Source organism: Nocardioides immobilis (genome assembly GCF_003515065.1).
Taxonomy (GTDB): domain Bacteria; phylum Actinomycetota; class Actinomycetes; order Propionibacteriales; family Nocardioidaceae; genus Nocardioides; species Nocardioides immobilis.
Window position 1 is genome coordinate 88,895 of sequence record NZ_QXGH01000011.1, and the last position, 13,746, is coordinate 102,640.

Annotated in this window: 10 protein-coding genes; 5 read left to right on the plus strand and 5 right to left on the minus strand. The window is 65.8% G+C overall.

Features of this window, described 5'->3' with window-relative positions:
• Positions 1–110: 110 nt before the first annotated feature.
• Both D0Z08_RS06100 and D0Z08_RS06105 read right to left on the minus strand, forming a co-directional pair.
• Positions 111–2,330 carry a glycosyltransferase family protein gene (locus D0Z08_RS06100; protein WP_118923709.1) on the minus strand — a complete coding sequence of 740 codons (2,220 nt, stop codon included), beginning with the start codon at positions 2,328–2,330 and terminating at the stop codon, positions 111–113.
• Positions 2,327–3,334, minus strand: coding sequence for a glycoside hydrolase family 16 protein (locus tag D0Z08_RS06105; RefSeq protein ID WP_182481186.1), 1,008 nt, complete (start codon positions 3,332–3,334; stop codon positions 2,327–2,329). The genes D0Z08_RS06100 and D0Z08_RS06105 overlap by 4 nt, the downstream gene beginning before the upstream one ends.
• Before the next feature lie 408 nt (positions 3,335–3,742).
• Between D0Z08_RS06105 and D0Z08_RS06110 the strand changes: the two genes are divergently transcribed.
• The 5 genes from D0Z08_RS06110 to D0Z08_RS31960 all read left to right on the plus strand — a co-directional run bounded on the left by D0Z08_RS06110 (position 3,743) and on the right by D0Z08_RS31960 (position 8,411).
• Positions 3,743–4,795 carry a sulfotransferase family protein gene (locus D0Z08_RS06110; RefSeq protein WP_118923713.1) on the plus strand — a complete coding sequence of 351 codons (1,053 nt, stop codon included), beginning with the start codon at positions 3,743–3,745 and terminating at the stop codon, positions 4,793–4,795.
• A 116-nt stretch (positions 4,796–4,911) separates the two neighbouring features.
• On the plus strand, positions 4,912–5,742 hold the full coding sequence (locus D0Z08_RS06115; RefSeq protein WP_147381338.1) for a glycosyltransferase family protein: 831 nt from the start codon (positions 4,912–4,914) through the stop codon (positions 5,740–5,742).
• Positions 5,739–6,644 carry a glycosyltransferase family protein gene (locus D0Z08_RS06120; RefSeq protein WP_118923717.1) on the plus strand — a complete coding sequence of 302 codons (906 nt, stop codon included), beginning with the start codon at positions 5,739–5,741 and terminating at the stop codon, positions 6,642–6,644. The genes D0Z08_RS06115 and D0Z08_RS06120 overlap by 4 nt, the downstream gene beginning before the upstream one ends.
• A gap of 487 nt (positions 6,645–7,131) precedes the next feature.
• On the plus strand, positions 7,132–7,305 hold the full coding sequence (locus tag D0Z08_RS31955; protein WP_182481187.1) for a hypothetical protein: 174 nt from the start codon (positions 7,132–7,134) through the stop codon (positions 7,303–7,305).
• A 284-nt stretch (positions 7,306–7,589) separates the two neighbouring features.
• A complete protein-coding gene (locus D0Z08_RS31960; RefSeq protein WP_182481188.1) occupies positions 7,590–8,411 on the plus strand; it encodes a class I SAM-dependent methyltransferase in 822 nt (273 codons plus the stop codon).
• A gap of 50 nt (positions 8,412–8,461) precedes the next feature.
• Here D0Z08_RS31960 and D0Z08_RS06130 read toward each other — a convergent pair whose 3' ends face one another.
• The 3 genes from D0Z08_RS06130 to D0Z08_RS06140 form a co-directional block, all read right to left on the minus strand.
• Positions 8,462–9,337 carry a hypothetical protein gene (locus D0Z08_RS06130; RefSeq protein ID WP_147381339.1) on the minus strand — a complete coding sequence of 292 codons (876 nt, stop codon included), beginning with the start codon at positions 9,335–9,337 and terminating at the stop codon, positions 8,462–8,464.
• A gap of 132 nt (positions 9,338–9,469) precedes the next feature.
• Positions 9,470–10,525: a hypothetical protein gene (locus D0Z08_RS06135; RefSeq protein WP_147381340.1), complete on the minus strand. Its 1,056-nt coding sequence runs from the start codon at positions 10,523–10,525 to the stop codon at positions 9,470–9,472.
• Positions 10,489–13,710: a rhamnan synthesis F family protein gene (locus D0Z08_RS06140; protein WP_118923725.1), complete on the minus strand. Its 3,222-nt coding sequence runs from the start codon at positions 13,708–13,710 to the stop codon at positions 10,489–10,491. Before D0Z08_RS06140 ends, D0Z08_RS06135 begins: the two co-directional genes overlap by 37 nt.
• Positions 13,711–13,746 lie beyond the last annotated feature (36 nt).

Below are 13,746 nucleotides of genomic sequence, written 5' to 3' on the forward strand. Positions count from 1 at the left end.
CACCTGCTGCACGCCGGAGTATGCCTCACGGCGGAACCACGGCCTGGACCGCCCACTACGGGATCTGCACGCCCCGCCACCTGCGGTTGCTGGTCCAGGAGAACGGCGGATCAGCCTCGACCCTCCGGTGTTCGGCTGAGGGCGAGCTCGTCGACCAGCGTGCGCGCCCGCGCCTCGAAGGAGTGCGCTGCGAGCACGTGCCGCGCCACCTCCTGGCGCTCCTGACGGGAGGGGAAGCGATCCGCGCGCTCCACGACGAGGGAGCGCAGTTCGTCCGGCGTGCGCCAGACTCTCACCGCAGAGGCGACGATCGGGTCCGCTGGCACCACGTCACTGACGACCCTGGTCCCGCTGGCGACCGCATCGAAGATCCGGTTGGCCACGAATCCCTCACGTCGCATGTCGGCCCAGTGGTCGTTGAGGACCACCCCAGCGCTCGCATAGAGGGCACCCAGCTCGGCGTTGTTCACGTGAGCGGCGACGACGAGGTGCTCGGGGACCAGCCCTTCCCAACCGTCACCGACGATCGCCGGCTCGAGTCCCGCGGACAACGCCGCTGAGATGACCGGACGCGGCCGACCTCGGGCATTGCCGACGAACAGCAGCGGCACGTCATCGCTCGGCCCTGTCACGCTCGGTCGGAAGTGCTCCGGATCGGTGCACTGGAGCAGCGGGATCACCGGCCTGCCCCACTGGCCTGACTTCGTGGCCGCCCAGCTCTCACTCGCGGCGAACACCAGTTCGTAGCCATCCACCTCCTCCGCTGTGACGTCGTCGGGGTGGCTGATCACCCACATGACGTGGCCCGGCCGGCGTCCAGCCGTCACCTGGTCGCGACCTCGCAGCACGAGGACCACGTCATCGAGCTCTCGCGAACGCCGTGACCTGCTGTCCCGGCTATCGACCGTCACATGCTGACCGAGCCCCTCCAGCGCGCCTGCCAGTGATCTCGCGAAGTACGCATCTCCCCACGTCGCACCCCAGGGGCCGCCCGTCACCGACGTGTCGATCGTCCATCGCCACCGAGGCGCGGACTCCTTGATTGTTGACTGCGGCCTCGGCGTCGGCGTCGGGGTGACGCGACCAGCGCCGTCCGTCAGGACGTCGTAGCCGGCGCGCCACCAGACGTCTCTGGCCCCCTCCGGCGTGGGCGTGGCGATTGGCGGACCGGGCTCTCCTGACCGAAGGTCCCCAGTGAGCAGCAGCTTCGCGCTCGGGACGCAACGGGCGCGCCCGCCGCGGCTCCACCAGGCCCGCAGGGCGAGGTCCGTGAGCAGATGGGCCGCCGGCACGTCAGGTCCGGGTCCTATCTCGCGCGCCAGGTCTGTCGCCAGAGCGACGACCCCTCCCACCCCTGGGACCGTTCCGTCGCCCAAGCGGTCGGCGTCTGCCTCCGGCATTCCCGCCAGCAGCGGAGTCTCGCCGAAGCGGCCGTCGATGAAGCTTGTCCCGGCACTCAGCACGACCCGCTCGGAGTCGAGCAGAAGCGGCTGCGTGACGATGGTGTCGGCGTCGTCTCGCAGGGGCGCCACGAGCTCACCCAACCATGGCCAGTAAGGGGCAGACGTCTCCTCCGTGACCAGAACGACGTGCTCACCGGTGGCGGAGCAGAGGCAGGACCTCAGCTCGTCGGCGTGCGAGGGCGACACGTCGACCACCGTTGTGGCAGAGGTACCCGCGGCCACGTCGAGCAGCAACCGCCGTCCCAGACCCGGAGTGGGTGAACCCAGGACGACCTCGACGTCGTGGACAGGATGCTCGCGGAAGACCCCGAGCGCCATGCGGGCCATCCACGGCGCAGGACCCCGCGGCACCACGACGCTGATCCGGCCGGGCACGGTGGCCGCTGGAGGGCGGCGTCCCGGGTGGATGGTGGCGGTCCGGAGCCGGGAGAGGAGCTCCCCCCACGACAGGGGTTCGGCCCCACGAGGACCTGGGATCGGCGAGGTGTCCGTGAGCGAGGCGAGCCACCGCTCAGCCGGGCCACGTCGGTCGTCGACCGCCGCCGGATCGGTCTCGATCAACCGATCCAGGTGCAGGAGCGGGTGTGGTGAGCGACGGTGCTGTCGCTGACGACTACGGAGATAGGCCGAGAGCGGGTCGGCGCCTGATCTGCCCCACCCACCTCTCGGGAAGACCCAGTCGGGGCTGAAGAGCGGGTGCGGAGTGGCTGTGAACTGGCCTCGGTGGACGTAGTCGGCCGCCGCCTCCTCCCGCGACCGGAAGTCGCGGTGGGTCTGGAGGGTGTACCAGTGCTCGTCGAACAGGCGGGACGCCAGCAGTTCCCCGACGGGATCGTCGGTACGACGCCCCGGCCGCGCGCCGTTCACCGCTCCCAGTAGCGGACCCAGTCGACGGCCATGGTCTGCCGAAGCCTGTCCTCGCCGCCGAGGTACTGGAGCTCGTAGTCAGAGCTCAGGAGGCTCAGGATGAGGAACTGACGCTGGCCGGACACGCCCTTGCCGGTGCGGTACGTCTCCTTGCCGTCGATCCGGAAGATGTACCGCTTCGGGGTCCACTCGACGGAGAAGACGTGGTACCGCTGGTGCCACTTGCCGCCGAACCTGCCCGGGTTCTTGATGAAACCGCCGATCTTCACGCCCGTCTTGCCCGGCCCGCCATCGTCCGGGTAGTGCCAGATGAAGCTCGAGAGGCCGCCGTTCGGATGGTTCTTCCCGAACCACTCGATCACGTCGATCTCGGCTCCGGTCTGCTTCGCCGACCCCTCGGGGGCTGCAGGCGCCGTGGGCTGGAGCCAGAACGACGCGTGCTGGCCGCGGAGCGGCTGGACCTTGACCCGGGCTGCGGCGAAGCCGTAGAGAAAGTCCTTCTCGGCGTCCTGGGTGCCGATGTGGCCGTTGAGCCGCCACTCGTAACTGCGGCCGGCGTACCGGCACTTACGGGTGCCGTTGAGCTCGTCCTCGAGCGTGGGGCGGGCGGGGTCGTTGAGGACACTCAGGTGCACAGCGCCGTCCGTGACCTGGACTGCTCGGGGGGAGGCCTTCGAGCACCGCCTCAGGCTGACCGCGGAATAGCCCTGCAGCCGGTGGTTCCAGTCGGCCCCCAGCGCGTGCCCGCCGAACTCATCGGTCCAGTCGGCCTGGCCCCACTGGTCGGTCCTCACACCGTTGCTGGCGATCTTGTCCAGACCGCCTCCGGCCGGTGCCAGGACCCGGTAGGTCAGCAGCCTGCCCTTGAGCTTGTAGGGAGCAGTGAACTGGGCCTCACCCCTGCCGTTCTGCTTCGCCTGGGCGACCGTGACCCACCGTGCTCCCGCCTTGCGCTGGAGCTTGACCGCCCGGCCCTTGCGGGCCGGCGCGAACACGCCCGTCATTGCGCTCTTCGCCTTGGCGGCCCTCTTGGTTCCTCTGCCCGGCTGCACGATCTGCGGGTGCATCCTCAGGGCGGCCCTCTGCTTTGCCGTCGCGTGGACGGGCGAAACCGCGCTCGATGCGACCGAGGGTCCTTGGGCGACCGCCGAGGCAGCGGTGATAGCCGCCCCGCACAACGAGAGGGAGACCAGAACCGCCGCAGCGAGAAGTGGGCGTCGATTGCGTGGCATGGTCCTGATTCTCCGTCGATGAGGAGGCGAGCATAGGTCACTTTCGACGACGAGACGGGGGATCGTGTCGCGACGCGAAAGAGCAGGCCCTTTCGCTGCGTCCGGGATTTTTGCGAAGTTGCTGCGCCAGCGGCCCGGTGCAGTAACCTTTGTGGCGATGTCGACCATGGGGAGCCACTTGTGATTCTCGGTGATTCCGGCCCGGAGTTCTCTCAGGCGACGCCGAACAGGCGTGGGGTCTTCATCGTCGGGTCGGGTCGCAGCGGGACCAGCGCACTCGCGTGCACCCTGCAGTCGCTCGGCTTGCGCGTACCCCAGCCGGAAGTCCCCCCGGACGATTCCAACCCCAAGGGGTTCGGGGAGTCACAGTGGGTCGTCGACTTCCACGACCGGATGCTGCGCCGCGCCAACGTGCGTGTCGCGGACGCTCGCCCGCAGGCCTGGTTCGACACCGGGAGGGTCAGCGCCCTCGAGAAGCCACGTGAGGAAGCCTTCCAGTGGCTCGCGAGCCAGTTCGACGAGGGCGTCAGCGAGGTCGTGCTGAAGGATCCGCGCATGGCGTGGTTCATCGGCCTGTGGCGCTCGGCGACGCTGAGGCTGAACATCGAGTCCTCTTACGTCATCATGCTTCGCACGCCGTCCGAGGTGGTGGGCAGTAAGCAGAAGTACTACTCAGCCCACGCCACCGACGTGAGCGCCGTCAGCCGAGCTGCCAGCTGGATCAACCAGATGTTGCACACCGAGCGGGCCACGCGGGAGGAGCGCCGCGCGTTCGTGCACTACTCGTCGTTGATCGACGACTGGACCATCCCCATCTACCGGTTGGGTCAGCGGTTCGGTCTGGAAGCCGTCAACTCCGCCTCTGCCCGCGACCTGCGGAACATCCACGACCTGATCGATCCGGACCTGCACCGGGTCCACACCACCTGGGAGGACGTCCGCGTCCCGAAGTCGCTGCGCCTTCTGATCGACGAGACGTGGCACCACTTGGGCAACCTGGCCAAGGACGAGGAGGAGTCCACGGACCAGCACACTGCCCTGGACCAGATCCGCCACGAGTACGTCCAGCTCTACGAGGAGGCCGAGGCCATCGCGCAGTCGTCGATGCTGGCGGCTCGTAAGAAGCGGCGGAGCCACCGCACGTCCGGCACACCCGAAGCACCCCCCGAAACCTCCGATTCCCCGAGCGCAGCACTCCGGACCACGGGGATCCTGGGCCGGTTGAGGGGTTAGGCGTCGTGCATCCCGGCTCGACCGAGGTCCAGTCCTCCGTCCCTCCCACCGACGGCCTCCCTCGGTTCGGCCGGTCGCCCTTCGGTGGGAGAGGGCTGCAGCGTGGCGTCACGGCGGTGGTACGCGTCAAGAACGAGGCACACAACCTCCGGTTCTCGCTGGCCCCGCTCCTCCGGGCGACCGACGCCGTCATCCTCGTCGACAACCAGTCGAGCGACGGCACCGCGGAGGTCGCCCACGGCGTCGCAGCGGCGCTGGGCCTGAGTGATCGGCTCTGGATCCTCGACTACCCCTTTGCCCTGAGCCGCTGCGGTCCCGAACACCTGCTGACGCCCCCGGACTCGGTGCACAGTCTCGTCTACTTCAACAACTGGGCGTTCTCGCACGTCCGGACGGCCTACGCCCTGAAGTGGGACGGCGACATGGCGCTCACCGCGGAAGGAGCGGCCCAGATCAGGGACTTCTGCTGGCAGGTCGGCTACACCCGTGTCAACCTCTTGCTGCCGAGGCACCCGCTCTACGTCGAGAGTGAACAGGTCGGTTACCTCGACCTGGGGCTGCACAACGTGGAGCACTACGGCCACCCCATCCTCTCGAGCTACTCCTACGTCAAGGCCTTCGAGTGGGAGATGCTCCGGGTCCCGCAGGGTAGCCGGAACCACGCCCTCCCCGGCGGCTCGTGCCTGGAGCTCAAGCACCTCGACGAAGACGAGTTCGCCCATTGGACCGATCACGAGGCCTTCGCGACGAGCTCTCGCACTCGTCGCAAGCGACGCGAGTTCGCGACGTTCCAGGCGATCAAGGCCGGCCGGTGGGACGCCTGCGACCGCTTGTTCCGGATCGAAGCCCCGAGAGGTGTGCATATCGTGGACCACGTCGCCCGCGAGTGGCTCCCCCGCGCGGCTCGCCCCCTCGTCCACGATCGGGAGATGCCTCCCCGGTCATGATCTCGCCCGTCATCAGGAACCGCGAGGGGATCGAGGAGTTCGACGTCACCTGGCCCTGGGCGCAACGCGTCCTGCCGCCGGGCATGACGGCGGTCCTGCGTGTGCGCAACGAGGCGCGCAGCCTCCCTTGGGTTCTCCCCCGGCTGCTGCGCTCCGTTGATCATGTCGTGCTCATCGACAACTGCTCGGACGATGGCACGGCCACGGTCGGCGCAGAAGTGGCGATGAAGAACGACGCAAGTGACCGCATCTCCATCGTCGAGTACCCCTTCGAGGTCAGCAGATGTGGCCCCGAGCACCTGGAGACACCAGCCGACTCCGTGCACAGCCTGACGCACTTCTACAACTGGTCGTTCAGTCAGGTGCAGACCAGGTATTCGCTCAAGTGGGACGGTGACATGGTCCTCACGCCCGAGGGCGCCAGCATGCTCAGGGACCTCGGATGGCAGATCAGCGCAGTGGAAACCGTGGTCCTCTTCCAGCACCACCCGCTGTACATCGAGAGTCCGCAGGTGGCGTACCTCGACCTCAAGCTGCGCAATGTCGAACCCTGGATCTACCCCATGGGCCCGGAGTCGATCTACCTCAAGGGCTTCGACTGGGAGATCCGCTCCCACCCCGCCGAGGCCGAGCGGATCACGATGCCACCAGGTCTGTGTTTCGAGCTGAAGTGGCTGGACACGGACGAGTTCGCGCACTGGACCAGCATCGAGGCGTTCCACCCCGAGCGCTCACCCCGCAAGGTGCGCGAGTACGACGTCTTCACCAAGCTCCGGGCCGGCCTGTATGCCGAGCTCGAGCCCGACTTCCTCTACCGGGTCGAAGCCCCGGCCGGCGTTCACGTCATCGACCACGTCGCCCACCGCGGCCTGGCCGAGGCCCTGGCAGCCGTCACCCGCTGACTATCCGCCGTTGCCCAGAACACCCGACGCCGGTCGAGAATGCTCACGGCAGGGTGAGAGCGAGCGTCTTGCCGACCGCCCGTCCATGCCCTTTCGCTTAACACCATTGGCCACGTCGACCAGACAATCAGTGAGGTAGCGCGCATTCTCGGAGAGCCAGTCCGCCACCCGTGTCGGCAAGAGGAAATCGCATGTTCGACCGGGCTCCGGATAAACACGGTCACCTCAGTCCTAAACCCTCGGTCGTCAAGCAATTCAACCAAACTCGCTCGTCGCTCGCACTGAAGAGCCTCGCTGAAGAATAGAGGACTGTCTTGGCACTGGTCGATTCAACCTGGCTCAAGCATTCCGCAAAGCACCACGCGACGCGATTGACTTGACGTGGTTGACACGGTCCCCGCCCGCGCTCCCAAGCGTCACACGTCAACGATCCCCGACTGGTAGTGTTCCGGTTGGCAGTCAAGACCAATGATGCGAGGAGTGCCTCATGAACGAGACGGCAGACAAGCCCACCGCGTTCGACCCCCAGGAGGTCGCTCGGCAGGCAGCGCGCTTGGCTCGATCAGAGGGAGTCGACTGGAAGAGCCTCCCCCAGGAGAGCCGCAAGGAGTACAAGATAAGAGTGCGGCAAAGCATGCGGGAGCAGTCCGGCCGCGACTGAGTACGGCTGACAGATCTCGGCGCCTTCGCCATCCCATCCCGCTAACAGGACGTATGGATATGCAACTGGATCCCTCTCGAAATCCCAACAGCACCAGCATCATGCGGTCCCGTCAACGACTGATGGCCCCGCCGACGATGCTAAAGGAAATGGGGTGGTCTCCCCCTGGCACTTACCAAGCCACACTCGAGGGGGAAGCGATCCATATCTCTAAAGAAGCCGTAGACGGCACCCCCATTCGGTTAACCGCTAAGGGATTCGTCCTCCCTGGTCACAATTTCGGCATGCGCACGGGTGACGTTATCAAATGGACACCAAATGCTACCGGAATCCTAGCTCGGCCTGTGGATGGAGTTGCAGACCCCAGTTATACCAACCCGCTCGTCGATGACACTGGCCTACCGATACCTCCCAGTTGGCTCGCTCAAGCCTTTACGAGTGTTCCAAGCTCTGACGCCTATCTTCGGACTGGTCGAAGCTCTGCCGAAGCTCTGTCCCAGTTCGTCTCTAACGCTGGAGCGTCACTGCAAACCATGGAGCGAATCATGGACTTCGGCGGTGGCGCGGGACGCGTGCTGAGAGCCATCCATGCAGACTCCGATGCTGAACTCGTCTGCTACGACTTGCATCAGCCGTCGATAGAATGGTGCCGCACACATATGCCCTTCGGGCGTTGGCACGACGGTCATGAGACTCCGCCACTGAACGAGGCGACCGGGACGTTCGATCTTATCTACGCTGCCTCGGTGTTGACTCACCTCAACGAGGTCCAACAAGATGCCTGGTTGTGGGAGTGGCACCGACTGCTGCGCCCGGGCGGTCTACTTATTCCCACATTTCGCAGCGAAGACTTCGTGTCCCGGGTCATCTCCCCGGACAATGCCGAATACGCTGCCCGCGTCCGCGCCGGTCTTCGGGATGGCGGCGGCTTCACTTATATTTCCAATGATGCCTGGGAGGGCGTCTTCCCCGGGTTCTATAGTGATGCGTACCATACTTCGGAGTACGTGCGAACACACTGGGGTGAGTTCTTCGAAGTGGTGGATATTGTACTCAACGGCTCTGTTGCTGGGCGGCAGGACGTCGCGGTCCTCCGCAAAAACTAGTAACCCGGAAGCAGGTCTGTTCTCACTAGCCGACTCGTGGCTCGCAGGTATTATGAACTGCAGGTGTTTCGCGTCCGGCCGATCTCGGCAGCCAAGAGAGCGAGCAAGCTCGTCAGTGCGTGAGTGTCCTCATCGAGCGAAACCTGGTCAGGGTCGCCGTCTACCTGGTCGGGGAAAATCGGCACCTCATTCCCGAGAAATCTCGCAGCGACGGCCTCGTTCGACTCTCGGTAGTAGTCGACAATTTCCCGTGCCAAGGGCGCAGGAATGCAGAAGCGCTCATATGAACCCCCTCTTTCCAAGGCGCGATCAACAAGCCACTCGGTCTCCCCTAGTGCCGTGACTGCGTTGGCGCGCATCTGGAATCGCAACAACGGTGCACTGAGGCTCCGATTTGCCCCCGTTTCTCTGTCGGAGCCATCCTCCGGACTGGCCAGCTCAATGCCACACGCTTGCGCCAGCCCTTGCACAAGACCTCGCGGCGCCGCATCATGCGCCAAACGCTCATAGACAAGCACGTTAATGGCCGAGTCGTCAAAGACATCGGCCCACCGGCTTATCCGTTTGTACCAGTCCCAAGACACGGCATTCTGCGGATCCCACGCGAAGGGCCGCGATCTCCCCGTCCGTTTCACTTCTTGATTGAAGGCCGAGGCCAAGAAGGCGTCCTGCCGCCGGATGACAACGACCACCCTCACATCACCAGGCGCCACCCCACGTGCCTCCAAGAACCCCCGCGTGAGGTCAGGCCCAGCTGCCGAAAAGTATTCGGAGGATAATACGACGTCCCGGTTCTCACCAACAGCTGAGCCGAACTCTTCGAGCGAATGGTCGTGGCCACTTGCTTTGACTCTCTGAAAATGCGGGAACCGCCAATCTTTGTGATCCGGCGGGAAGGCCTCGAGCGCGATCCGATGGTTGTCCATCAGGTGCCTCGGAGTCCAACGCCCTTGCGCCACCACGCTGTCCCTGCCCCGGATGAGTGCCTCCTGAAACGCACTCGTCCCCGTTTTCGGCATCCCGATGTGCAGCGTGACTAGACCCATAGATTCTCTCGATTACCTCAGATGATGATTACGCGCGCCCTCGGCACGAGGCTGGGCAGCTACGCAGATGGCGAGTAGAGACGACAGTATTACCGGATCGACTGTCAGGTCTGTATGGGTCGGCGCCGTCACCACATCATCAAAAAGGTCGCCATCTTCGCCGAGGTATTCGAGTGCCACCTGCCGATTTGACATCCGATAATGCTCAAGTATCGCTTGGACAGTCTCCTCTGCAAGTCCGTAGACGCCGCCGCCGACGCCGCGCGCCTGAGCCTCGTCGATGAGCCAGTCCACCTCGCCCGGGCGGGTCACCCCGTTGGCGACGAACTTGAAGGCGAGCAGGTCTGCCGGCAGGCTGGCGTTCTCCTGATCGCGGCGGCTCACCTCCAGTGAGGTCACGCTCGCCTCGTCGTACGAGACGTCACAGGCCTCGAGGAACAGGCAGGTCAGGCTCTCTTTCTTGGCGACCTCCCGATCGAAGACCTGGACCTTGATCGCGTCCTTGCCGAACGTCTCCGCCCACGGCGTGAGCAAGGCGTACCAGTCGAGTTGGTGCGCGTCGTCGGGATCCCAGATCAGCGGGGTGCTCCGGTGCATGGCCTTGACGTCCTGGTTGAAGCCCGAGACCAGGATCCGGTCCTGGCGGCGGAGGGCGGCGACCACCGAGGTCGCCTCCGAGGAGAAGCCCATCTTTTCCAGCAGAGGGAGCAACAGGGGGACTGAACACTGCTGGAAGTACTCGGAGGACAGGATCACCTTGGTGAACTCTTCGGACGTCGGGCGAGAGTGCGCCACGGCCTCCTCGAAGGTGATCGCTTCCCGAATGGCCTCCACATCGGCCCTGGTGCTCAACCGGCTGTCAGCAGCGAAAGCCTCTACGGCGATGCGGTGCGCCGCCAAGTTGTTGGGCGGCAGCCACACACCTTCGTGGGCCAACTGGGGGCGTAGGCCCTGCAGCACCGACTGGATGAGTGAAGTGCCGGTCTTCGGCATCCCGATGTGCAGGCAGAGACGGACCGGCTCGCCGCGTTCTACCACGTCGTGCCCGGGACGTAGATTGTCTTCCACCGGTGTCCTGTCTCCTCGCAGATGGTGGGCAGCAGTCGCTCGATTGCGTGGAGCATGGACCCGTCGTACGGCAGCGGCTCCGACGGGAAGTCGTCCCAGGTGAGTCCGGATTCCAGCAGTGGACGCACGGCCTCGGGACGGGCCCAGAACATGGTTCCCAGCGGGAAGACTGGCACGGCAGGGAGTTCTCGGTTCACGCCCAGCCGCTCTCGTAGTTCCTCGCCGAACTCCTTGTTTCGCGCCCACCCGATGACGTGGCGGTCCTCGGGGAACATCAGACCGAGGGAACCGTCGGCTGCGAACTCGTGCTCGACGGCGGACCATACCCCGGGCCCGCCCAGGAGATTGCCCCAGAGGTAGGCGCGCCAGGCGTCGCCGGTCCCGATGTCCTTGCTGCGTTTCCCGTGGAGGTGGCCGATGATGTCGTAGCCCCCTTCAAGTAGCTCTTTGCCGAACTCGGCGACGAACGGGCCGATGTCGCGGCCGATGTTCGGCACCGCTCGGATCGTGACGTTCCCGCGCCGGTAGCGCCGAAACTGCACGCCGAGGTGTTGTGCCGCGAGCTCGCTGCACGAGACGTAGAGATCCGCCGAGATTCCCGCGTCCATGAGCATGGCGAGGGCGTCCTCGGCCAGATCGGCGTAGAAGAGATGCAGATGTAGGGCAACCTTGAGACCCGGCGACGCACGTACCTCAGTCTCCTCGTCCACGATGACACAGTCGTGAGTTCGCGGGAGCACCGAGGGATGCTCCAGCACCTTCCGCAGCAGGGGAACGTCGCCGTTTGCCGATCCCGCCCCGGTGACTTCCGTGTCCCGGAACCCTGGCAGGGGCGACGTCCGGTAGATCCCCTTCATCGAGCGGGCGACGTACTCCTTGAGCGCACCGCTGTCGTCTGGGAACCTCGACCACCGCATGTCATAGAAGGAGCGGTCGAAGCAGGCGGCGTCGTGCAGAGCCCCCACCTGCCGCCGCCGGCTCGCCACATCCTGCTTCGCCAGCTCGATCTCCCCCTCGATGGCGCGCGCGTAGCGGCGGAAGTCAAGCCGCTCCTCGACGATCTTCTCGTTGCGCACGCTGCCCGTGTCGAGTCCCAGCTGGTCGACCACGGCAGCGGCGGCCGCTCGCGCATCGAGGTAGGGCACCACGGCGCCCGCGGCGCCCGTGTCGCCGATGAACTCGGCGACGCCGGTGGTCCCGTCGAAGCACACCACCGGCACGTTGGCGGCCATCGCGTCGACCGCGACGTTGGGGAAGGGGTCGAGGCGGGAGGAGAGCAGGAAGACATCGGCAAGCTCGAAGGCCCAGTCGATGGTGTTCTGGGCGTCGATGATGGTGACGTCGTCCTCGAGCTCCCACCGCTGCAGTGAGTCCTGGATCCACAGGCTGTAGGTGAAGTCAGTCCTTGGTGCCCAGCCGTCGCCGATCCAGAGGAAGTGCACCGGCTCCGTCGACAGCTCCTTGGCCCAGCGGGCAGTCTCCACGAACAGGTCGAGCCCCTTGCGGATGTGGACGAACCCGGCCCCGAGGACGACCCGGTGACCGGACAGCTTCCGCTGCATCTGGGCCCGCATGCCGTCGTCGTCGTCGTTGACGGCGAACCGGGACGACCAGAGCGACTCCGGGAGGTGCCCCTGGGGCCGCACAACCAGGTTCGTGGCACTGGATCCGCAGATCGTATCGATCTCCTGAAGAGCGGACGTCCTCACCAGCTCGGCCGGCACCACGCACCGGTCGAGCCTCGCCACGGCGTCGGTGATCTTGCCCATCGGCCGGGAGTAGCTCGCGAACTCGTGGATAAGGCCCACCGATGGTAGGTCGCATGCCAGGATCGCCGCGTGCGCCGGCGAGGTCTCGACCGAGTTCGCGATCACCGCGTCCACGGCGTACTCGACCAGCAGGTCGCGGAGGACGAACTCGCAGTCCAACGGGTCTGCGAACCCGTGTCCGACGAGGCAGGCCGCGTCCATGAGGTCCTCGTCGAGCACCCCACCGCTACCGGCCCACACGAACACGTTGTAGCTCGAGGCGAACTCTTGCACCAGGGCCAGGCCCAGGAGCGGCGCTCCCGTCCGGGAAGCCTCGTGCAAGAGGATCATGAGGTTGGGGCGGTCGTAGTGGAACGTCGCACGGCCCGGGACGAACACCGTGCGGTAGGAAGGAGGCACTCCGCGCCGCCCCTCGGCACTTCCGTACTGCTCGAAGTGGGCCAAGGGGTTGACCCCGGCCCTCTGCAGATCGGGGTATCGGCGCAGGTAGTACTCGGTCGAGAACGCCGGCCCCGGGTCCAGCCACTTCCGCGCCCCGTGGAGGACGTAATGGAGGGCCGGGTCCGCGTCGTTCTCGGGCAGGTCGTGCGCGGACTCGTAGTAGCGCGGGTCGAAGAGCGAGGACTCCCGAACCTTCTCCACAATCGGCTCCACGTCCTCGAAGCACGTGCGGTGGCCACGCTTGGCACCGACCTGGATCCAGTACACGAGGGGCAGCGCCGGGGAATCGGCTACCTCGGGGTAGTTCCGCGCGTAGAACTTGTCGTCGAACCGTTCGTTCGGTCGCATGCCGCGTCGGCAACCGAGAGTCAAGTAGTGCTCGAGCAACCGGACCTTGCCGAAGTCGACGCCGGGATACGTGCGCCGGTAGTACTCGGCATCGAGGGCACCTGCCTCGATCCCCAGGTCATCCTTGGCCCGTGGTGCAGTCGGATGCCACGGCTCACGGCTGCCGGACCGGAGGTAGTGGGCGGGATCGAGGCCGGGATTCGTGCGCCCGTAGTACTCGGCATCGAAGGCACCTGCCTCCAGGACCACGCGGGCATCCCTCGCCAGGGCTGCCGCAGTTGGGTACCGACGCTCACGGCGCCCGGACTTGAGGTAGTGGGCGAAGGCGTTCACGCCCGCCACCGCCACGTCCTGGTTCGTCCTCAGGTAGAACTGAGCGTCGAAGTCCGGCGTGGGGTCGAGGCCCCGCGCTTCCCCCTCCGAGACGTAGTGATCGACCGCCTCCTCCAAGGAGAGCTCACGCTCCAACTGCCGGCAGTAGTGATCCAGGTCGAACGCACCCGATTCCCGGACGAGACTGATATCACGGGCGCTGGACCCGCGGGGGAGCTCGTGCTTCGTCTTGGAGGTGGTGCCAGGGGTTACCGCGCCGCGGCGGATCTTGGTGTTCCGCTTGGGTTGGGCCATTACTTTCAGTCCTATCGCACGCCGGGTCGTGGGGTT

Coding starts and splice junctions, on each gene's coding strand:
- D0Z08_RS06105 (WP_182481186.1), bottom strand. CDS start 3,334: ATGACGGGCGTGTTCGCGCCGGCCCGCAAGGGCCGGGCGGTCAAGCTC.
- D0Z08_RS06120 (WP_118923717.1), top strand. CDS start 5,739: ATGATCTCGCCCGTCATCAGGAACCGCGAGGGGATCGAGGAGTTCGAC.
- D0Z08_RS31955 (WP_182481187.1), top strand. CDS start 7,132: ATGAACGAGACGGCAGACAAGCCCACCGCGTTCGACCCCCAGGAGGTC.
- D0Z08_RS31960 (WP_182481188.1), top strand. CDS start 7,590: ATGCGCACGGGTGACGTTATCAAATGGACACCAAATGCTACCGGAATC.
- D0Z08_RS06130 (WP_147381339.1), bottom strand. CDS start 9,337: ATGGACAACCATCGGATCGCGCTCGAGGCCTTCCCGCCGGATCACAAA.
- D0Z08_RS06140 (WP_118923725.1), bottom strand. CDS start 13,710: ATGGCCCAACCCAAGCGGAACACCAAGATCCGCCGCGGCGCGGTAACC.